The organism is Variovorax sp. Varisp36, from assembly GCF_047304235.1.
Lineage (GTDB): Bacteria > Pseudomonadota > Gammaproteobacteria > Burkholderiales > Burkholderiaceae_C > Variovorax.
The window spans coordinates 1-20,600 of the sequence record NZ_JBGLYU010000014.1 but is presented as its reverse complement, the minus strand read 5'-3'; the positions used below and the strand labels follow the sequence as shown (position 1 = coordinate 20,600).

General features: G+C 66.8%; 19 protein-coding genes and 1 tRNA gene. 7 read left to right on the top strand and 13 right to left on the bottom strand.

Annotated features, from left to right (window positions below; genetic code table 11):
* Positions 1-71: 71 nt before the first annotated feature.
* Positions 72-680, bottom strand: coding sequence for an ATP-dependent Clp endopeptidase proteolytic subunit ClpP (gene clpP / locus ACCD11_RS10895; RefSeq protein WP_007829785.1), 609 nt, complete (start codon positions 678-680; stop codon positions 72-74).
* A gap of 112 nt (positions 681-792) precedes the next feature.
* On the bottom strand, positions 793-2,109 hold the full coding sequence (gene tig / locus ACCD11_RS10890; RefSeq protein WP_007829791.1) for a trigger factor: 1,317 nt from the start codon (positions 2,107-2,109) through the stop codon (positions 793-795).
* 267 nt (positions 2,110-2,376) lie between these two features.
* On the opposite strand from tig, the gene ACCD11_RS10885 reads away from it, so the two are divergent.
* Positions 2,377-3,297, top strand: coding sequence for a hypothetical protein (locus tag ACCD11_RS10885; protein WP_413313856.1), 921 nt, complete (start codon positions 2,377-2,379; stop codon positions 3,295-3,297).
* Positions 3,298-3,380: 83 nt separating this feature from the next.
* Here the strand turns inward: ACCD11_RS10885 and ACCD11_RS10880 are convergent.
* The 4 genes from ACCD11_RS10880 to ACCD11_RS10865 all read right to left on the bottom strand — a co-directional run bounded on the left by ACCD11_RS10880 (position 3,381) and on the right by ACCD11_RS10865 (position 9,864).
* A tRNA-Leu gene (locus tag ACCD11_RS10880) sits at positions 3,381-3,467 on the bottom strand.
* 101 nt (positions 3,468-3,568) lie between these two features.
* On the bottom strand, positions 3,569-6,730 hold the full coding sequence (locus ACCD11_RS10875) for an efflux RND transporter permease subunit (protein WP_413313855.1): 3,162 nt from the start codon (positions 6,728-6,730) through the stop codon (positions 3,569-3,571).
* Positions 6,727-7,926: an efflux RND transporter periplasmic adaptor subunit gene (locus ACCD11_RS10870; protein WP_413313854.1), complete on the bottom strand. Its 1,200-nt coding sequence runs from the start codon at positions 7,924-7,926 to the stop codon at positions 6,727-6,729. Before ACCD11_RS10870 ends, ACCD11_RS10875 begins: the two co-directional genes overlap by 4 nt.
* A 93-nt stretch (positions 7,927-8,019) precedes the next feature.
* Positions 8,020-9,864 (bottom strand): potassium transporter Kup, encoded by a 1,845-nt coding sequence (locus tag ACCD11_RS10865; protein WP_413313853.1) that lies wholly within the window; start codon positions 9,862-9,864, stop codon positions 8,020-8,022.
* 151 nt (positions 9,865-10,015) lie between these two features.
* Between ACCD11_RS10865 and hpnC the strand changes: the two genes are divergently transcribed.
* From hpnC to ACCD11_RS10845, 4 genes are read left to right on the top strand one after another with little or no spacing between them, the layout of a single operon-like run.
* On the top strand, positions 10,016-10,930 hold the full coding sequence (gene hpnC / locus ACCD11_RS10860) for a squalene synthase HpnC (protein WP_413313852.1): 915 nt from the start codon (positions 10,016-10,018) through the stop codon (positions 10,928-10,930).
* Positions 10,927-11,769 (top strand): presqualene diphosphate synthase HpnD, encoded by an 843-nt coding sequence (gene hpnD / locus ACCD11_RS10855; protein ID WP_413313851.1) that lies wholly within the window; start codon positions 10,927-10,929, stop codon positions 11,767-11,769. The genes hpnC and hpnD overlap by 4 nt, the downstream gene beginning before the upstream one ends.
* Positions 11,770-11,771: 2 nt before the next feature.
* Positions 11,772-13,034 (top strand): hydroxysqualene dehydroxylase HpnE, encoded by a 1,263-nt coding sequence (gene hpnE / locus ACCD11_RS10850; protein ID WP_413313850.1) that lies wholly within the window; start codon positions 11,772-11,774, stop codon positions 13,032-13,034.
* A complete protein-coding gene (locus tag ACCD11_RS10845) occupies positions 13,031-13,339 on the top strand; it encodes a hypothetical protein (RefSeq protein ID WP_007829811.1) in 309 nt (102 codons plus the stop codon). The genes hpnE and ACCD11_RS10845 overlap by 4 nt, the downstream gene beginning before the upstream one ends.
* Before the next feature lie 6 nt (positions 13,340-13,345).
* On the opposite strand, the gene ACCD11_RS10840 is transcribed toward ACCD11_RS10845, so the two are convergent.
* Entirely contained in the window at positions 13,346-13,987 is a 642-nt protein-coding gene (locus ACCD11_RS10840; RefSeq protein WP_413313849.1) for a LysE family translocator, read from the bottom strand.
* Positions 13,988-14,103: 116 nt separating this feature from the next.
* Here ACCD11_RS10840 and ACCD11_RS10835 point away from each other — a divergent pair, with 116 nt between their 5' ends.
* The gene (locus ACCD11_RS10835) at positions 14,104-14,409 is read left to right on the top strand and encodes an NIPSNAP family protein (RefSeq protein WP_413313848.1); all 306 of its coding nucleotides are present in this window, start codon (positions 14,104-14,106) and stop codon (positions 14,407-14,409) included.
* Positions 14,410-14,412: 3 nt separating this feature from the next.
* Here the strand turns inward: ACCD11_RS10835 and ACCD11_RS10830 are convergent, their stop codons facing one another.
* The gene (locus ACCD11_RS10830) at positions 14,413-15,144 is read right to left on the bottom strand and encodes an HAD family hydrolase (protein ID WP_413313847.1); all 732 of its coding nucleotides are present in this window, start codon (positions 15,142-15,144) and stop codon (positions 14,413-14,415) included.
* A gap of 15 nt (positions 15,145-15,159) precedes the next feature.
* Between ACCD11_RS10830 and hemH the strand changes: the two genes are divergently transcribed.
* A complete protein-coding gene (gene hemH, locus ACCD11_RS10825; protein ID WP_413313846.1) occupies positions 15,160-16,197 on the top strand; it encodes a ferrochelatase in 1,038 nt (345 codons plus the stop codon).
* A gap of 36 nt (positions 16,198-16,233) precedes the next feature.
* Here the strand turns inward: hemH and ACCD11_RS10820 are convergent, their stop codons facing one another.
* From ACCD11_RS10820 to ACCD11_RS10800, 5 genes are all read right to left on the bottom strand, one after another.
* A complete protein-coding gene (locus ACCD11_RS10820) occupies positions 16,234-16,797 on the bottom strand; it encodes a thioredoxin family protein (RefSeq protein ID WP_413313927.1) in 564 nt (187 codons plus the stop codon).
* A gap of 133 nt (positions 16,798-16,930) precedes the next feature.
* Entirely contained in the window at positions 16,931-17,437 is a 507-nt protein-coding gene (locus ACCD11_RS10815; RefSeq protein WP_413313926.1) for a DUF1993 domain-containing protein, read from the bottom strand.
* A gap of 54 nt (positions 17,438-17,491) precedes the next feature.
* Entirely contained in the window at positions 17,492-18,367 is an 876-nt protein-coding gene (locus ACCD11_RS10810) for an alpha/beta fold hydrolase (protein ID WP_413313845.1), read from the bottom strand.
* Positions 18,368-18,482: 115 nt separating this feature from the next.
* On the bottom strand, positions 18,483-19,550 hold the full coding sequence (locus ACCD11_RS10805; RefSeq protein ID WP_413313844.1) for a branched-chain amino acid ABC transporter permease: 1,068 nt from the start codon (positions 19,548-19,550) through the stop codon (positions 18,483-18,485).
* A 14-nt stretch (positions 19,551-19,564) separates the two neighbouring features.
* Positions 19,565-20,548 (bottom strand): branched-chain amino acid ABC transporter permease, encoded by a 984-nt coding sequence (locus tag ACCD11_RS10800; RefSeq protein ID WP_413313843.1) that lies wholly within the window; start codon positions 20,546-20,548, stop codon positions 19,565-19,567.
* Between the last annotated feature and the right edge of the window lie 52 nt (positions 20,549-20,600).

The following is a 20,600-nucleotide window of genomic DNA, read 5'->3' as shown; positions in this document are numbered from 1 at the left end:
AAACAAAAACGGCGTTTCCCGTGTGGAAAACGCCGTTTTTTGCCTTTTGCGCCACAGGGCGCCGGACAGTTTTAACCGCGCTTGGCGACGACCTGGTCGACCAGACCGTATTCCTTGGCCTCGTCGGCCGTCAGGAAATAGTCGCGTTCGGTGTCGGTCTTGACTTTTTCCAGCGGCTGGCCGGTACGTTCGGCCAGGATGCGGTTCATCTGGTCCTTGGTGCGCAGGATGTCGCGCGCATGGATCTCGATGTCGGTGGCCTGGCCGCGTGCGCCGCCAAGCACCTGGTGGATCATGATCTTCGAGTTGGGCAGCGAGAAGCGCTTGCCCTTCTCGCCGGCCGCCAGCAGGAAGGCGCCCATGCTGGCCGCGAAGCCGAGGCACATGGTCGACACGTCGGGCTTGATGAACTGCATGGTGTCGTAGATCGCCATGCCGGCGCTCACGCTGCCGCCCGGGGAGTTGATGTAGAACGAAATGTCCTTGTCCGGGTTCTCGCTCTCGAGGAACAGCAGCTGCGCCACGACGAGGTTGGCCGTCTGGTCGTTGACCTCGCCCACCAGGAAAATGATGCGCTCCTTGAGGAGGCGCGAATAGATGTCATAGGACCGCTCGCCGCGGCCCGATTGCTCGATGACCATCGGGACCATGCCGAGGCCTTGGATTTCCTGTGCGCTCATGAATTTGCTCTCCGAGAAATGGAATCGTTCGCTGTTTCTGAACTGTACGCCTGAGTGAAATGGGGCTCGTGCCGCAAAGCACAAGCCCCATTGGCGTTACCGTAGCGGCGGATCAACCCTGCTGCTGCGCCATCAGCTCGTCGAACGACACCGACTTTTCGTTGACCTTGGCCTTGCCCAGGACGAAATCGGTCACGTTGTTCTCGATGACCACGGCTTCGACTTCCGCCAGGCGGTTGTTGTCGCTGAAGTACCAGCGCACCACGTCGGCCGGCTTTTCGTAGCTGGCGGCCAGCTCGTCGATGTGGGCCTTGATCTGCTCGGGCTTGGCCTGCAGGTTGTTGGCGCGCACCAGTTCGGCGACCACCAGGCCCAGGCGCACGCGGCGCTCGGCTTGCGGGCGGAACACTTCGTCGGGGATCGGAGCCTTGTCGGCGTCCTTGATGCCGCGCTGCTTCAGTTCGGCGCGGGCGCCTTCGACCATGCGGTTGACTTCCGACTGCACGCTGGCGTTCGGCAGGTCGAGCTCGGCATTGGCCACCAGGGCGTCCATCACGGCGTTCTTGTTGCGCGCCAGCAGGCGGAACTTCACTTCGCGCTCGAGGTTGCGCTTGATGTCGGCGCGCAGGCCTTCGACGGTGGCTTCGGCAATGCCGAGCGACTTGGCCAGTTGTTCGTTGACTTCGGGCAAGTGCGAGGCTTCGATCTTCTTCAGGGTGACCATGAAGTCGGCCTGCTTGCCGGCCACGTCCTTGCCGTGGTAATCGGCCGGGAACGACAGCGGGAAGGTGCGGCTGTCGCCGGCCTTCATGCCGCGCACGGCGTCTTCGAATTCCTTCAGCATCTGGCCTTCGCCGACCACGAATTGGAAGTCTTCGGCCTTGCCGCCCTGGAAGGGCTCGCCGTCGATCTTGCCTTCGAAGTCGACGGTCACGCGGTCGTCGTCCTGCGCAACGGCGTCTTGCGCGCGCTGGGCGAAGGTGCGGCGCTGCTTGCGCAGGATGTCGAGCGTCTTGTCGATGGCTTCGTCGCCCACTTCGGCCGAGAGCTTCTCGACTTCGGCGCCGGTCAGGTCGTTGATCTTGACTTCGGGGAACACCTCGAACACCGCGTCGAAGGCCAGCTCGCCTTCGGGCGACTCTTCCTTCTCGGTGATGCGGGGCTGGCCGGCCACGCGCAGCTTGGCTTCGTTGGCGGCCTGCGAGAAGGCCTCGCCGACCTTGTCGTTCATGACTTCGTAGTGCACCGAATAGCCATAGCGCTGGGCCACCACGTTCATCGGCACCTTGCCGGGACGGAAGCCGTCCATCTTGACGGTGCGCGCGAGCTTCTTGAGGCGCGAATCGACTTCGTTCTGGATGGTGCCGACCGGCAGGGTCAGCGTGATCTTGCGTTCGAGCTTCTCGAGAGTTTCAACGGTCACGGTCATGATGTCTTCCTGGTAAGGGGGCCGGTGCGCGGGGCCTGCATCTTTTTTATCAATACAGATCAAGGACTTACACGCGCTGGCGGGATTTATGCGGAGGCACGCACGTGCCGCCTGCAAAACTGGGCAACCCAGGATTCTAATCCGCCGGGAAAGCGGGTTTTCACGGGGGCCTGGCGCGGCGCGAACGATGGTCAGGCTTGACCAATATTCCAGCCGTAAAGTCAGTTCCGATTCGTCCCCTCTCCACAGGAACGCACAGGAAAAATCATGCTTCAGCGACTGTTCGCCGCCCTCGCCTTCACCCTTGTCGTGGCATTCGGCATGCCCTCGTTGGCACAGGCGAAGGCCGATTCGCCCACTCCGGCCGAGCCCACCATCCAGCAGATCTACGAGGCCGCGAACGGCGGCAGGATGGCCGAGGCCGACACCATGATCGCAAAGGTACTGAAGGACCACCCCAAAAGCGCCAAGGCCCATTTCGTCCAGGCCGAACTGCTCGCGGCGCAAGGCAAGCTCGACGGCGCGCGAAGCGCGCTGGCCCAGGCGAAGGCGCTCGCGCCCGACCTGTCTTTCGCCAAGCCCGAGGCCGTCGAGCGGCTGACCGGCAAGCTCGACAAGCCCGCCGCCGCACCGACCCGGACCGAACCCGCGCGCATGAGCACACCAGCCCCGGCCCCGCCGCAGACCGAAGCCAAGAGCGGCTCGACGCCATGGCTGCCGATTGCGCTCGTGGGCTTGCTGGTCGTGGGTTACCTCGCCTTCCGTCGCCGGGTGGCGCCGCCTGTGGCCCAAACCCCGTCGTACGGCCCTGCAGAGGGCGCACCAGGCGCTGGATACGGAAGCTACGCGCCGGGCGGCAACTGGACGCCCGCGGCCCCACCCGCAGCCGCTCCCGGCATGGGCCTGGGCTCGGCGCTGGCCACCGGTGCGGCGGTGGGCGTAGGCGCGGTGGTGGCCCAGGAGGCCGTGCGCCACTGGATGAACAACCGGTCGGACAACACCGACCGGAACGACACTTCTCATATCGCAGACAGCGGCAACGCAGAGATGGGCCGCAGCCTCTGGCCTTCTTCCTCGCCCTCTGCCGACCAGGCGCCCGAACGCATCGTCGACAACGACTTCGGCATCACCGATGCCGGTTCGTGGGACGACGGGGGCAGCAGCGGCGGCGACAACAGCGACTGGTGAAGGCGCGCAAAAAAGAAAAAGCCCCCGTCTCTCTCGAAACGGGGGCTTCGTCAATGCCCGATGGAATGGGCTACTCGGCAGGCTGGTGCGCGGGGCCGGACTCGAACCGGCACGTTCTTGCGAACGTCAGGACCTAAACCTGGTGCGTCTACCAATTTCGCCACCCGCGCAATGCCAATCTTTCAGGTGAATGCAAAAGCGGACGGCCTCTTCGCGCCGTGGAACCTCACGGGCCAAAGACCATCCGCTTGAAATCGGTCAGCTTTCGATTTTAGACGCTAATCGGCGCCTCTTTCGGCTCCCGCTTCACACGAAATGCCGCGGCATACATCGCGGGCAAGGCCAGCAGCGTCAGCACCGTCGCGACGATCAGGCCGCCCATGATGGCCACGGCCATCGGTCCCCAGAACACGCTGCGCGACAGCGGAATCATGGCCAGCACGGCGGCCGCGGCCGTCAGCACGATCGGCCGCAGCCGCCGCACCGCCGACTCCACGATCGCGTCCCACGCCGGCACGCCCGCCGCGCGGTCAAGCTCGATCTGGTCGATCAGGATCACCGCGTTGCGCTGGATCATGCCCATCAGCGCAATCACGCCCAGCAGCGCCACGAAGCCGAAGGGCCGGTTCAGTACCAGCAGCGCGCCGGCCACGCCGGCGATGCCCATCGGGCCGGTGACGAACACCAGCAGCGAGCGGCTGAAGCTGTGCAGCTGCAGCATCAGCAGCGTGAACACCAGGAACAGCATGATCGGCACGCCCGCCACGATCGAGGCCGAGCCCTTGCTGCTTTCTTCCACCGCGCCCGCCACCTCGATGCGGTAGCCGCCCTGCCCGGCCTCTACCCAGCCGGCCTCGAGTTGGCGCAGTTTCGGCAGCAGTTGCGCCGTCACGGTCGCGCCCTGCAGCCCCTCGATCACGTCGCCCTGCACGGTGATGGCGTAGTCGCGGTTCTCGCGCCACATCACGCCCGGCTCCCAGGTGAACACCGGCTTGGCGATCTGCGTGAGCGGGATCGAGCGGCCCGAGGTGGTCGGGATGTAGGCGTTGCCGATATCCGAGATGGCCTGGCGCTCGTCGGGCGCCTGGCGCAGCACGATGTCGATCAGCAGGTCGTTCTCGCGGTACTGGCCCACTGTCGTGCCGCTGAACATGGTCTTCGAGGCCTGCGCAATGGCCTGGCTCGTCACGCCGAGCGCGCGCGCCTTGGCCTGGTCGACTTCGAGGCGGATCACCTTGACCGATTCGTTCCAGTTGTCGTTCACGCCGCGCATGTTGGCGTTCTCGCGCAACACGGCCTTCACCTCGTCGGCGTGGCCGCGCAGCTGCACCGGGTCGGTGCCGATCACGCGGAACTGCACCGGGTACGGCACCGGAGGCCCGTTGGGCAGCAGCTTGACGCGCCCGCGCACCTCCGGAAATTCCTGCGCCAGCACCTGCGGCAGCTTCAGGCGCAGCGTCTCGCGCACCTTCAGGTCCTTGGCGAGCACGATCAGCTGCGACACGTTGGTCTGCGGAAACACCTGGTCCAACGGCAGATAGAAACGCGGCACGCCCGAGCCGATCCAGGTGCTGACCGTCTTCACGCCAGCTTCCTGCATGAAACGCTTCTCGACGCGCTTGGCCACCTCTTCGTTGGCCGCGAACGAGGTGCCCTCGGGGAACCAGATGTCGATCAGGATCTCGGGCCGGCTCGAATCCGGAAAGAACTGCTGCTGCACCTTGCCCATGCCGAAGATGCCGAGCGCGAAGATCAACACCGTGGCGCCGATGGTCATCCAGCGGTGCTGCACACACCAGTTCACCGCGCGGCGAAAGGCGTTGTAGAAGGCCGTGTCGAACAGCTCGTGCGGCGGCGCCTCGGGGTCGTGCGGTTTCACCTTCAGCAAGAGCGTGCCGAGGTAGGGTACGAAGTACACAGAGACGATCCACGACAGCACCAGCGCGATCACCGTCACTGCGAAGATCGCGAAGGTGTACTCGCCCGTCACCGACTTGGCGATGCCGATCGGAAGGAAGCCCGCGGCCGTGATGAGCGTGCCCGTGAGCATCGGCTTGGCCGTCACGTCGTAGGCGAAGGTGGCGGCGCGGACCTTGTCGTAGCCCTCTTCCATCTTGCGCACCATCATCTCGACCGCAATGATCGCGTCGTCCACCAGCAGGCCGAGCGCGATGATCAGCGAGCCCAGCGATATCTTGTGCAGCCCGATGCCGAAGTAGTTCATCGCCAGGAAGGTCACGGCCAGCACCAGCGGAATGGTGATCGCCACCACCAGCCCGGGTCGCATGTCGATGTACCAGCCGAAGCGCCCGCCCTTGTGCAGGCCGAGCGAAATGATGCTCACGGCCAGCACGATGGCCACGGCCTCGATCAGCACGCCGACGAACTCGTTGACCGAGCTGGCCACCGACACCGGCTGGTCCTGCACCTGCGCCAGCTTCACGCCGGCCGGCAGGCGCTGGTCGATGGTGGCGGTGGTGGCCTTCAGCGCCTTGCCCAGTGCGATGATGTCGCCGCCCTTGGCCATCGACACGCCAAGTGCGATCACTTCCTTGCCCTGGTGGTGCACCTTGACCGCCGGCGGATCGATGTAGCCGCGATGGATGTCGGCGATGTCGCCGAGCTTGATCTGGCTGCCCGAGCTGCCGCGGATGGGCATCTCGCGCAGCTGGTCGACGCTGGTGAACTGGCCGGCCACGCGCACCTGCACCACGTCGAGCGGCGACTGGATCGAGCCCGCGCTCTCGATCGCGTTCTGCGAGCCGAGCTGCGCCAGCACTGCGTTGAAATCGAGCCCCAGCTGCGCCAGGCGCTTCTGCGAGATCTCGATGTAGACCTTCTCGTCCTGCACGCCGAACTGGTCGACCTTGGCCACGTCCTTCACGCGCAGAAGCTGCTGGCGCACGTCATCGGCCAACGTCTTGAGCTCGGCGTAGCTGAAGCCTTCGCTCTCCAGCGCGTAGATCACGCCATAGACATCGCCGAAGTCGTCATTGAAGAACGGCCCCTGCACGCCGGCGGGCAAGGTGGCGCGCATGTCGCCGATCTTCTTGCGCACCGTGTACCAGACATTGGCCACTTCGGTGGACTTCGACGAGTCCTTGATGTTGAAGATGATCTGCGACTCGCCGGGCTTCGAGTAGCTGCGGATCTTGTCGGCGTACGGCGCTTCCTGCAGCGTGCGTTCGAGCTTGTCGGTGACCTGCTCGGCCACCTGCTGCGCGGTGGCGCCGGGCCAGTAGGTGCGCACCACCATCGCACGGAAGGTGAACGGCGGGTCCTCGTCCTGGCCGAGCTGGAAGTACGCGAAGGCACCCAGCACCATCAGCACCACCATCAGGTAGCGCGTGAGGGGCGCGTGGTCCAGCGCCCACTTGGAGAGATTGAAGCCGGCGGGCTTCTCAGCGGGGGGGGGTGCTGCGCCGCCGCTCATTTGGCGGCACCCGCTGCGATCTCCTTGTTCGTCGCAGCGACAGCCGCCACGGGCTGTGCCGAGTCCTTCGCACCGGCATTGGCGGCGGCCGCGGCCGCCTCCTTGGACTGGTAGATGGTGACCTTCTGCCCCGGCGACAGCACGTGCACGCCCGCAGCCACGACCATCATGCCGGGGGCGATGCCGCTGGCGATCACCGCCTCGTTGCCGTCAGCCGTGGCGACCTGCACAGTCTGCGAACGCACCGTCATGGTCGGCTTGTCGAGCACCCACACGGCAGAGCCCTTGCCCTCCTGGCGCAGTGCGCTGGTCGGCAGCTTCATCACCGCGGTGGTGCCATGCGCGAGCGCCTGCGGACGCGCATAGACCGTGGCGCCGAGCGGCGGCGAGGCGGCCGCATCGATGGCGACCTTGACCGAGTAGGTGCGCGTGACCGCGTCGGCGCTGGCCGCTACTTCGCGCACCTCGCCCTGCAGCTCGCTGCCGCCGGACCAGCCGCGCACCGTGACGGGCGACCCCGCCTTGATCAGCGTGGCGCGGTCTTCGGGCACCGCGAACACCACGTCGCGCGCGCCGTCCTGTGCGATGCGCACGACCGGCGTGCCGGCCTGCACCACCTGTCCCGGCTCGGCCTCGATGGCCGTGATGATGCCGGCCACGTCCGCCACCAGCGTCGTGTAGTTGGCCTGGTTGCCCTGCGAGGCGAGCTGCGCCTGAGCCTGTTCGAGCTGGGCCTGCGCGGCCTTCCAGGTGGTTTCGCGGCGCTCGAGCTCGGCGCCGCTGATGAAGTTCTGCTGGCGCAATTCGGTGTAGCGCTTCAGGTCGGCGGCAGCCAGGTCGCGGTTGGTCAGCGCGGCGGCCTGCTGGGCTCGAGCGGCCTCAGCGGCGAGCTTGTAGTCCTGCGGGTCGAGCTGGGCCAGCACCTGGCCGGCCTGCACATGCTGGCCGAGTTCAGCCTGGCGCCTGGTGATCTTGCCCGCCACGCGGAAGCCCAGGCGCGATTCGACGCGCGCCCGAACCTCGGCCGAGAACTCGGGCTGGGCATCGAATTCGCTCATGCCCACGGTCACGAACTTGACCGCGCGCACGGGATCCTCGGCGGCGGGTTTCGGCGAGCAGCCGGCCAGGAAAATGGCGGGAAGCAGCAGCCATGCGGCACTGCGGACACGGGACGAGAGGACGGCGGAGGCGGTCATGAGACACCCTGGAAAGGACGAACCGGATCATTAATGACCCACTGGTTAGTAATTTAGGGTAAACGTGAAGCACTGTCAATGACCCGCCGGTCACTAGGTTCGTTGGCCCATCTCCACGAGGCGGTTGTCAGGCAGTTCGAAATAGTCCGAAGCGCGCCCCGCGTTGCGCTGCAACCAGCCGAACAGGGCACGCCGGATCGGGTTCATGCCAGGCAGGTTCTCCTCGCCGACCGAGGCGCGCGAGACGAAGTAGGAGGTCTTCATCGAATCGATCGCCAGCGTCTTCTGGTAGGCCAGGATGCGGATGAATTCCGGCACGTCGGGCCGCTCCATGAAACCGTGACGCGCCGTGACCATCCAGATGCCGTCCATCAGTTGCTCTGCCTCGATGCGAATGCGCGCGTCGACGCGCGGCGTGTCGCAAGGCAGCACGCGCAGCACGATCACCTGCTCGTGCAGCACCTGGTTGTGCTTGAGGTTGTGCAGCAGCGCATGCGGCACCGCGGTGGCGTCGGGGTTCAAGAACACCGCGGTGCCGCTCACCCGGTGAGGCATGTGCAGCGCCAGCGACTCGACGAAGGCGCGCAGCGGCAGGCTCTCGGCCGCGGCCGCCTCCAGCCCCAGGCGACGGCCCTTGGCCCAGGTGGTGAACACCACCATCACCACCACGGCAACCGCCAAGGTGAGCCAGCCGCCCTCGGCGACCTTCAGGCTGTTGGCGAGCACGAAGGTCAGGTCGATCACCGCGAAGGCCGCCACGCCAACCACCACCGCCACCTTGTTCCAGCGCCACAGCCCCCAGGCCACGATGCCGGCCAGCAGCGTGGTCGTCACCATCGTGATCGACACCGCGATGCCGTACGCCGCCGACAGCGCGCTCGAGCTGCGGAAGCCCAGCACCAGCAGCAGCACGCCCGCCATCAGCAGCCAGTTCACGGTTGGCACGTAGATCTGCCCAATGGCCGCGCCCGAGGTCTGGATCACCCGCATGCGCGGCAGGTAGCCCATGCGCATCGCGTGTGCCGTGAGCGAGAAGGCGCCAGAAATCACCGCCTGCGAGGCGATCACCGTGGCCATCGCGGCCAGCACCACCATCGGCAGCACGCCCCACGAGGGAAAGAGCCGGAAGAAGGGGTTGTCGATGGCGCCGGGGTTGGCCAGCACCAGCGCGCCCTGCCCGAAGTAGTTCAGCACCAGCCCCGGCAGCGCGATGAACAGCCATGCCAGCCGGATCGGCCGCGCACCGAAGTGCCCCATGTCCGCATACAGCGCCTCGCCGCCCGTGAAGGCCAGGAACACCGCGCCCAGCACCGCCAGCGACTGCGCCCGGTGCTCGACGAGAAAGCCCACGGCCCGCCGAGGATCGAGCGCCGCCAGAACCTGCGGCTGCTGCAGCACCTGCCACAGGCCGGCCGCGGCCAGCACCAGGAACCACAGCAGCATGATCGGCCCGAACACCTTGCCGACCACGCCCGTGCCCTTCTTCTGTACCGCGAACAGCGCGATCAGGATCATGATCGTGATCGGAATCACCGCGCGCTGCAGCACCGGCGCCTGCACCTCCAGCCCCTCCACCGCCGAGAGCACCGAAATGGCCGGCGTGATCAGGCTGTCGCCGTAGAACATGGCCGCGCCCACCAGGCCCAGCATGCCGATCACGTTCCACACCCAGGGCCTGGTCTTCGGTCCGCCCACGGCGCTGCGTGCCAGGGCCTGCAACGCCAGGATGCCGCCCTCGCCGTCGTGATCGGCGCGCAGCACGAACACCACGTATTTCAGCGTCACCACGAACATCAGCCCCCAGAAGATCAGCGAGAGCAGCCCCAGCACCGAGTCGGGCGAGAACGGAATGCCGTGCTCGGGGTTCATCGTTTCCTTGAAGGCATACAGCGGCGAGGTGCCGATGTCACCGAACACGACGCCGAGGGCCGCGATCATGAGCACCGGGCCTTTCGGGTGTGCCGCCTCGCCGTACGCGGAAACCTGGGGCCCGGAAGCCGGAGCGGATGCTTTCATGAAGCGGGGAATTCAAAGTGGCGACGCTGCGAGCATAGTGCCGGAGCATGGCGTCGTCGCTGACAATCGTGGCGTGTCCGCCACTCCCCACCTTGCCGCGCCGCCCGCGCACTACGAGAACTTTCCGGTCGCCTCGTGGCTGTGTCCGCCGCACCTGCGCCCGCCGATCGCCGCCATCTACCACTTCGCGCGCACCGCCGACGACATCGCCGACGAAGGCAATGCCTCACCCGGCGAACGCCTGGCCGATCTGAATGCCTACCGCGAGGAACTCGCCGCCGCCGCCCGGGGCGAGGTGCTGCCCGCGTCGCGCTGGCCACAGGTGTTCGAGCCGCTGGCCCACAGCATCGCCCGATACGGCCTGCCGGAAGACCTGCTCGCCGACCTGCTCAGCGCCTTCATGCAGGACATCGAGAAGACCCGCGATCGCAGTACATACGCCGACCGCGCCGAGCTGCTCGACTACTGCCGCCGCTCCGCCAACCCGATCGGCCGCCTGCTGCTGCATCTCTACGGCGTGCACGACGCGCAGGCGCTCGCGCAGAGCGACGCCATCTGCAGCGCGCTGCAGCTCATCAATTTCTGGCAGGACCCGAGCGTCGACCTGCCGCGCGACCGCTTCTACTTTCCGCTGGCCGATTGCGAGCGGCGCAGCCTGACACGCGAGAACTTCAAGGTTTTTGCACCGCTCGCGAGCGGCCCGCCTCCGCAGGAGGCCATCAACCTGATGGCCATCGTGTCGCACTGGGCGCGCGAACTCATGCAACAGGGCGCCCCCCTCGTGCACCGCCTGCCGGGCCGCGCCGGCTGGGAGCTGCGCCTCGTGGTGCAGGGCGGCCTGCGCATCCTCGACAAGATCGAGGCCCTGGGCTTCGACACCTTCTCGCAGCGCCCCACCATCGGCAAATTCGATGCGCCCGTGCTGCTCTGGAAGGCCATGCGGATGCGGAGACAATTGCGGCCCATGAAAGCAGCGCCTCCCCGATGAATCCCGAGCAATACGTACAAGACAAGGCCGCCGCCTCGGGCAGCAGTTTCTATTACGCCTTCCTGTTCCTTCCCAAGCCGCGCCGCGCCGCGATCACGGCCTTCTATGCGTTCTGCCGCGAGGTCGACGACGTGGTCGACGAGGTCTCCGACCCCGGCGTGGCCGCCACCAAGCTCGCCTGGTGGCGCACCGAGGTCGCCCAGTCGTTCGCAGCAGGCACGCCGCGCCATCCGGTGATGCAGGCGCTGATGCCGCATGCCGCGGCCTACGGCATCGAGGCACGCCAGCTCAACGAAGTGATCGACGGCTGCCAGATGGACCTGGAGCAGACCCGGTATCTCGACTTTCCCGGCCTTGCGCGCTACTGCCACCTGGTGGCCGGCGTGGTCGGCGAAGTCGCGGCGCGCATCTTCGGCCAGACCGATCCGCAGACCACCGCCTACGCCCACAAGCTCGGCCTGGCGCTGCAGCTCACCAACATCCTGCGCGACGTGGGCGAAGACACCCTGCGCGGACGCATCTACCTGCCGGTGAACGAGTTGCAGAAGTTCGACGTGAAGGCGCACGAGATCCTCAACCGCGTGCACTCCGATCGCTTCATCGCGCTGATGAAGTTCCAGTCCGAGCGCGCCCACGCGGCGTACGACGAAGCGCTCGCACTGCTCCCGCTGGCCGATCGCCGCGCGCAGAAGCCCGGGCTGATGATGGCCAGCATCTACCGCACCTTGCTGCGCGAGATCGAGCGCGACAACTTCCAGGTGCTGAACCAGCGGGTGAGCCTGACGCCGGTGCGCAAGTTCTGGCTGGCGTGGAAGGTCCAGGCTTTGGGACGCATCTGAGCTTGAAGAAGAAAACCGCCGTCATCGGCGCCGGCTGGGCCGGCCTCGCCTGCGCGGTGGAAGCCACGCGGCTCGGCCATGCCGTCACGCTGTTCGAGGCGGCGCACATGCCGGGCGGCCGGGCGCGGCGGGTCGACAACATGCACGGGCTGGCGCTGGACAACGGCCAGCACATCCTGATCGGTGCGTACACCGCCACGCTGCAGCTGATGCGCGATGTGGGCGTGGATGTCGAAGGCGCGCTGCTGCGCATGCCTCTCTCGCTGCGCTTCGCCGATGGCGGCGGGCTCAAGCTGCCGCGGCTGCCCGCGCCGCTCGACCTGCTGGCCGGCATCTTCACGGCGCGCGGCTGGACATGGCGCGACAAGTCTTCGCTGCTGCGCACCGCAATCCGGTGGCGGCTTGCAGGCTTTCGCTGCGCCAGCAGTACCACGGTCGCCGACTTGTGCGCAGGCCTCACGCCGCGCGTGATGCAGGAATTGATCGAACCGCTGTGCGTTTCTGCATTGAACACGCCCGTTGCGCAATCGAGCGGGGAAGTGTTCCTGCGCGTGCTGAACGACGCCCTGTTCAGCGGCAGCGGCGGCGCCGACCTGCTGCTGCCATGCGCCGACCTCGGCGCCCTGATGCCCGATGCCGCCATCCAATGGCTCATGAAGCACGGCGCAGCGGTGCGCATCGGCGCCCGTGTGCGTGCCATCGCGCCGGATGCCGGACCGTGGCGCGTCGACGACGAGCTCTTCGACAAGGTCGTGCTGGCTTGCGCGCCATGGGATGCTGCGCGGCTGGTCCGCACATCCGGACTGCCGGCCGAGCGCTGGTGCGGAACCACCGAAGCCCTGCGCTTCGAGGCCATCGCCACGGTCTATGTACGCGGCGCGACGCCGCTCGCCGAACCAATGCTCGCGCTGCGCAGCGATCCGGCCAGCGCACCGGCCCAATTCGCGTTCGACCGGGGCCAGCTCAGCGGCCTGCCCGGAGTGCTTGCCATGGTCGTAAGTGCCAACGAAACGCCGCGCGAGGCGCTGGAAGAACAGGTGATCGCGCAAGCGCTCGCGCAGTTGGGCCAGACGAAGCTGCAGCTCGTGCAGACCGTGGTCGAGAAGCGCGCCACATTCGCCTGCACCCCGGGGCTGTCGCGGCCGCCGATGGACATCGCCCTCGGCCTGCGAGCCTGCGGCGACTACATCGAAGGTCCCTACCCTGCCACGCTGGAGGGCGCGGTGCTCAGCGGGCTGGCGGCGGCGAAGGCATTGAACGCATGACGACCGAACTGCGCTATCTCGATTTCGACTACAGCGAAGACACCGAAGGCCACGGCACCTTCGACGCGATGGCGTCGACCACGCCGGACAAGACACCCGAGGTGCGAGCTGAAATCGCGCAGGTGCTCGATTGGGCCGAAGCCACGTTTCCCCATGCGCGCGGCGCCCTCGATGAAGGCGCGACCTGGGACTACGACCTGCAGCAGACGCACGAGGACAACCCGCGCTTCGACACCCTCACCCTCTCGCTGAGTGGCACCGCCGATTTCTGCGCCGCGCTGCGCGAGCAGTTCGCGCTGGGCTGAAAAAGATCAGGCCGCCTTGTTGCGCAAGCGCAGCAGGCTCAGCCCCAGCAGCACGAACGCCCCGCCCGACACCTTGTTGAAAACCCGCGTGCGGCGCGGGTCCGACAGCTGCTTGCGCAGCAGGCGCGCCAGCAGCACATAGAACGCATGCGACAGCACCGAGGCCGTCGCGAAGGTGGTCGTCAGCACCGCGAACTGCATGGCGAGCGGTGCATCCTGCGTCAGGAACTGCGGAAACAGCGCCGAGAAGAAAAGAATGCCCTTCGGGTTCGTGAGCGCCACCGTCAGGCCGTGCCCGAACAGCCGCCAACTGGAACGCGGCGAACCCTCGGCCGACGAGCCCTGCAGGTCGGCGAACACGCTGCCCTGGCTGCGCCACTGCTTGATGCCCAGATAGATCAGGTAGGCCGCGCCGGCCACCTTCAGCACCATGAACGCATTGGCGGAGGTCGAGAGCACCACGCCCAGCCCGGCCATTGCCGCGGCGGAGACCATGAACAGCCCCATCGCGTTGCCGAGCGAACTGATCATCGCGCGGCGCGGACCCACGCTCATCGAATTCGAGACGGCGAGCAGCACGGCCGGACCCGGCGTGAACGCTACGAGCAAGGTCACGCCGCAGAAGAGGAGCCAGTTGGAGAAATGCATGTGGGGTTTTCCTGGCCGGAGCACAGCCGCAAGAGGTCGAGGCGCAAACTATAGTCAGGCCCATGAATCGCTGCAGACGCGGCGGCAATACCCCCTTCACAGCCGGAACAACATCCATGGTCACCTGCTACCTGCGCTACATCGTCGACCCCTACAAGCTCAAGGAGTTCGAGCACTACGGCAGGCTCTGGCTTCCACTGGTCGAGAAGTTCGGCGGCCAGCACCACGGCTACTTCCTGCCCTCCGAAGGGGCGAACGACGTGGCCCTGGCGATGTTCAGCTTTCCGAGCCTGGCCGCGTACGAGAAATACCGCGCCGACTCGATACAGGACCCCGAATGCCAGGCCGCGTTCAAGTACGCGCAGGACACGCGCTGCTTTCTCAGCTACGAGCGCAGCTTCTTCCGACCGGTCTTCAAATAGCGCTCAGCCGCCCAGCGCCATGCACAGCGCGTGCAGGTTCGGCACGATCAGCTGCGGCCGCGCGCCGTGCACCCAGGGCCGCTCGTCGCGCACCAGCCAAGCCGCCTGCATGCCGGCATTGAGCGCGCCCACCACGTCGAGCTCGGCGTCGTCGCCGACGTGCAGCACGTCTTTCGGCAACAGGCCGACCGAAGCCGCGGCGGCGCGGAAGATCGGCGCGTGCGGCTTGCCGCTGCCGAAGGCGCGTGCATTGAAGGCGGTGCGAAACCAGCGGCCGACGCCGGTCTTGTGGATGTCTGCATTGCCATTCGAGACCGCGACCAGCGGATAGCGCTCGCTGAGCCACTTCAGCGCGGGCAGCGCGTCGTCGTACAGCGTCACGCGCTGGCGCTCCGCGAAGAAGGCGTCGAAGGCCGGGTCGGCCAGCGCCGGGTCTTCGCCAGCCCGCGTGAGCGCGGTGCGGATCGACTCGCGGCGCAATGCGCTCAGGTCATGCGCGAGGTCGGAGCGCTCCTTGGCTGTGGCTTCGCGCAGCTCTCGCAGGATGCCGGGCGTCATCAGCAGCGAAGCCGTCTTTGGCGCCTCGCGCAGCAGCCATGCGTGCAGCACGGCCTCGGCGCGTTCAATGGTCGGCCAGATCGGCCACAGGGTGTCGTCGAGGTCGAGAGAGATCGCCGAGATGCGCTTGAGATCGAGGAGCGCGGCGCCCGCAGGCACCGGGGAAGCGGAAGTCATGCCCGAGAATATCGCATGCCTTCGATCCACGAGAACGCCTCCTCGAGTACCCCGCGCACCGCTGTGCTCTGGTGCAACCTGGGTTCACCCGACGCGCCCACCGCAGCCGCCGTTCGACCCTATCTCGCCGACTTCCTGGGCGACCCGCGCGTGGTCGAAATCCCGAGGGCGATCTGGGCACTGATCCTGCACGGCATCATCCTGCGCACACGCCCGGCGAAGTCGGCCGCCAAGTACGCGAGCATCTGGACGCCCGAGGGTTCCCCCTTGAAAGTGTTCACGCAGAAGCAGGCCACGCTGCTGGCCGGCTGGCTCGGCGAGCGCGGCCACCGCGTGACGGTGCGCGACGCGATGCGCTATGCCAACCCGTCCATCGCTTCCCGCCTCGACGCGCTGCAGGCCGAAGGCGCCACGCGCGTGCTGGTGCTGCAGGCCTACCCGCAATACTCGGCCACCACCACGGCCAGCGTGATCGACGCGGTGAACGACTGGAGCCGCAGGCAGCGCCGCCTGCCGGAGTTCCGCTTCGTCAACGACTACTACGACGACCCGGCCTACATCGAAGCGCTGGCGCAAGGCATCGAGAAGCACTGGAAGGCCGAAGGCCGCGGCGAAGTGCTGCTGATGAGCTTCCACGGCATTCCCGCGCGCAACATCGCGCTGGGCGATCCGTACCAGTCGCAGTGCCTCGAGACCGCTCGCCTGCTCGCGGCGCGGCTAGGCCTCACGGCCGCCCAGCACCGCGTCACCTTCCAGTCGCGCTTCGGCCGTGCCAAGTGGCTCGAGCCCTACACCGAGCCCACGCTGCGCGAACTCGGTGCCTCCGGCATCAAGCGGGTCGACGTGGTGTGCCCGGGGTTCCCAGCCGACTGCCTGGAGACGCTCGAAGAAATCGCCATGGAAGGCCGCGAGGCTTTCATGCACGCGGGCGGCCAGGCCTTCAGCTACATCCCCTGCCTCAACGACAGCCCGGCATGGATCACCGCGCTCGCGGACATCGCCGAACGCAACCTGGCGGGCTGGCCCACGCAACGGACATCCGTCACGGCATGAAGCGCATCGTCTCGTCGCCGGAATGACCAAGCGCGCTCAACCCGCCGGCCTGCGCGCCAGCAACACCTCGATGGCGGCCTCCATCTCGGCGTACTCCCCTTCGCCGAAGTGCTGCCGCATCACCTGCCCCTTGCCGTCGACCAGATAGAACGCTGGCCAGTACTGGTTGTTGTAGGCCCTCCAGGTGGTGAAGCTGTTGTCCTGCGCCACCGGGTAGCGGATGTTGAAGCGCTCGATCGCGTCCTGCACGTTGCGCGTCGATTTTTCATACGCGAACTCGGGCGAATGCACGCCCACCACCACGAAGCCCTGGTCCTTGTACTTCTCGTACCAGCGCACCACGTGCGGCAGCGTGCGGATGCAGTTGATGCAGGAGTAGGTCCAGAAATCGACAAGCACCACCTTGCCGGCCAGCCCCTGCAGCGTGAGCGGTTCCGAGTTGAGCCACTTGTCGATGCCCGCGAACTCGGGCGCCTTGCCGTAGTCTCGCAGGCCCGGCGACGCGGCCAGTGCGCTGCGCGCCGGCCACCCGCCGCCTGCTGCCGTGACAAGCGCCGAGGCCCCCACGGCGAACCCCGAGAACGCCCTTCTGGACACCATGCTCTTCATGATCGCAACCTTGTTCGTGTCAGACCGACAGCGGTCAGGCGCGATTGTTTGCGGCGCACGCGCTGCGTGCGCATGTGTCACGGCAATTTGAAGTTTGTCCCGGCGCCGTGAAGGCGCCCGGTCTTCAGAACTTGCCCAGATAGTCCATCTTGCCGATCGGCATGCCCTTGTGGCGCAGCACGTCGTAGGCCGTGGTCACGTGGAAGAAGAAGTTGGGCAGCGCGAACTGCAGCAGGTAGCGCTGCGCGGTGAAATGCGCCTCGCCCTCGCGGGCCTTGATGGTCACGAGCCGCTCTTCCTGGCCGTCGATCAGCGCCCGGTCCAGGCCCGCGAGGAAGTCTTGCGTCTTCGCGATGCGCGCCACCAGGTCGTCCCAGGTCTTTTCCTCATCGGGAAAGCTCGGCGCGGTGATGCCCGCGATACGGGCCATACCCAGCTTCGACGCGTCGCTCGCGCGCTGGATCTGGCCGGCCAGCGTGAGCATGTCGGGCGCGAGGCGCGCCTCGACCAGCGTGGCCGGATCGATGCCGTTGGCCTTGGCATGCGCCAGACTCTTGTCGAGAAAATGGGTGAGTTGTCCGAGTCCGCGGATGAAGACGGGCACGGACAGGTCGTACATCGAGAGCGCCATGGTGTTCGAGGCCTTGTGGTTGGAATCGGCGGCGATTGTCACGCCGCCCGAGCCTCAGGATCCGGCCGCGCGAATAAACCCTTCGATCAGCTCCAGTTGTTCCGGCACGTTGAGCGCGGGCGCGTGGCCGCAGCCCTGGATTTCGACCACCTTCAGCAACCCGGCGGCGCCCGGCCCTCGCTGCTGCATCTGCTGCGTCACCTCGGGCAGCACGAGGTCCGACTCCGCACCGCGCAGGCACAGCACCGGCACCTCGATGGTGTCGTAGTGCGGCCAGATCTGGTAGTCGTTGTCGTGCGCGCTGAACTGGCGGACCATGGCCGGGTCGTAGTGCGGCGTGACGCGGCCGTCGGCCAGCCGGCGCGTGGAGCTTTCGGTCAGGCGCCTCCACTGCGCATCGCTGAGCCAGCCATAGGGCTTGTAGACCGTGCGGAAGAAGGCCTCCAGCTCGGCCACCGTATCGAACGACGGCGGCTCGCCCGCATAGGCGCGGATGCGCTCGATGGCCGGCTGGGCCAGCTCGGGCGCGTTGTCGTTGAGCACCAGGCTCGCGATGCGCGCCTTCATGCGCGGCTCGAACAGGCCTGACGCGCAGACCGTGCCGATGGCGCCGCCCATCGAGGTGCCGACCCAATGCACACGCCCGAGCTGCAGTTCGTCGCACAGCGCATTGGCGATGCGCGCATAGAACGAGAGTTTGTATTCCTCGTCGGGCAGCGGGCTCCACTGACTCAGGCCGCGGCCGATGGTGTCGGGACAGATCACGCGGAAGCCGCGCGAGGCGAAGTGCTGCGCCAGCTCGTCCATGTCGCGGCAGGTGCGCGCCAGGCCGTGCCATGCGATGACCACTGGCGCCTCCGGCGCGCCCCAGTCGAGCCAGTGGATTTCGCGGCCCGCGAGCTGGGCGTAGCGGGAAAGTGGCAAGTTCATTTTTGTGATTCCCTTTCAGGCGTGCCGCGGAACCGGCTTTGCCGGGCCGCTGGCACGGCCCCCTGCAAGGGGGTGGGAGTAGCGACACGAAGTGCGCGAAGCCTGGGGGTGAGCTTCATTTGACCGCCCTCGCACGCAGTTTTCCGACGATGCCGGTGGGGAAGTAATAGACGGACAGCACGAAAAGCACGCCCAGCCACAGAAGCCATCGGTCGGGCGACAGCAGCGCGGCCAGCCAGGGCAAGCCGCTCGCCGCCTCGCTGGCTATGCGCAGCAGGTCCTGCAGGTAGCTCTGCGCCACCACGAACAGCACCGCGCCAATGGCCGCGCCGTAGATGGTGCCCATGCCGCCGATCACCACGATCAGCAGCACATCGATCATGATCTCGAAGCTCAGCGAGGTGTCGGGCCCGTTGTAGCGCAGCCAGACCGCGAGCATCGCGCCGGCCAGCGTGGCGAACAGCGCCGACAGCACGGCGGCCGTGGTGCGGTACACCACCACACGGTAGCCGATGGCCTCCGCGCGGAACTCGTTCTCGCGGATAGCCTGCAGCACGCGGCCGAAGGGCGAGTTCACGATGCGCAGCAGCGCGAGCACCAGCACCACCGCCGCCACGAACAGCAGGTAGTAGCACAGCAGCCGGCCGTCGAGCGAGACGCCGAGGAAAGGCTCTTCCGCGAACTCGAAGCTCGGCGAGATCAGTTCGGGCAGCTTGAAGGTCAGGCCGTCCTCGCCGCCGGTGAAGTCGGAAAGCTGCGAAGCCAGCGTCTGGAAGGCCGAGGCCACGGCCAGCGTGATCATCGCGAAGAAGATCGCGCGCACCCGCAGCGAGAACAGGCCGATGGCGAACGAGAGCAGCAGCGAGATCGCGAGCGAGGCGCCCAGCCCCACCAGCACCCCGCCCCAGTTGGGCCCGAGCCGCGTCGCCGAGATCGCGATGCCGTACGCCCCGATGCCGAAGAACATCGTGTGCGCGAAGCTCACGATGCCGGTGTAGCCCAGCAGCAGGTCGAAGCTCGCGACCAGCACCACGAACACCAGGATCTTGGCCGCGACGCTGAGCGCCTTCACGCCCGGGAAGATGAACGGCGCAAAAGCGAGCGCAATGAACAACGCGACCAGCAGCAGCGCGAGCAAGCGGCTGCGCGGCATGTCATTGGAGAGAAGTCGTTTCAGGAACATTGACGTCTTCTTTCTCAGCGATTTGCCACGGGATACACGCCCTGCGGACGCCACAGCAGCACCGCGACCATCAGGAAGATGCTCGCGAACTGCGTGAGCGTGGGCAGCAGGAAGCCGATGTAGTTGGTCATGAGCCCCACCAGCAGCGCACCGATCAGCGCCCCGCCGGTCGAACCCAGCCCGCCGATGATGATCACGATGAAGATCAGCACGTTGACCTGCGCGCCCATCTGCGGCACGAGATTCTGCTGGAACAGGCCCCACATCACACCGCCCAGTCCGGCCAGCGCACTGCCCACCACGAACACGCCGACGAAGAGCCGCCCGATGCGGTAGCCCAGCGACTCGACCATCTCGCGGTCCTGCACGCCGGCGCGAATGAGCAGGCCGATCTTGGTGCGCCCCAGCGTCCATGCCAGCACGCCGAACACGACCACGCCCACGGCCACCGCGAGCAGCCGGTACTTGCTGATGGCCGCGTCGCCGACCAGCAGCGAGCCGCGCAGCGCATCGGGCAAGGGCAGCGGCACCTGCCCCGGGCCCCAGATCACCTTGATGAGCTCTTCGCCGATGATCATGCCGCCCATGGTGATGAGGATCTGTTTCAGGTGCTGGCCGTACACGGGCCGCACGATGAAGCGCTCGAAGGCAAGGCCCACGGCACCGGCCACCGCCATCGCGACCAGCATCGCGGGGAACACGGCCACGAGGTTTCGCCACAGCTCGCCCGAGCCGGTCCAGTCGCCCATCAGGCCGAGCACGCTGCTGGCCACGAAGGCGCCGAGCGCGATGAACACACCGTGGCCGAAGTTCAGCACATCCATCAGGCCGAACACGAGCGTGAGGCCCGAGGCGATGATGAAGATGATCATGCCCATCGCCAGACCCGCGACCGTGAGCGTGAGCCAGGTGGAGAAGGAACCGGTGAGGGGCAGCGCGGCCAACGCGAGCACCGGCGCGAGCAGCAGCGGTTTCCAGTCGAAGTCGATCTTCGTCATGCGCGCGCTCCCTCGTGCTCCTTCCCCCTCTGGGGGAAGGCTGGGATGGGGG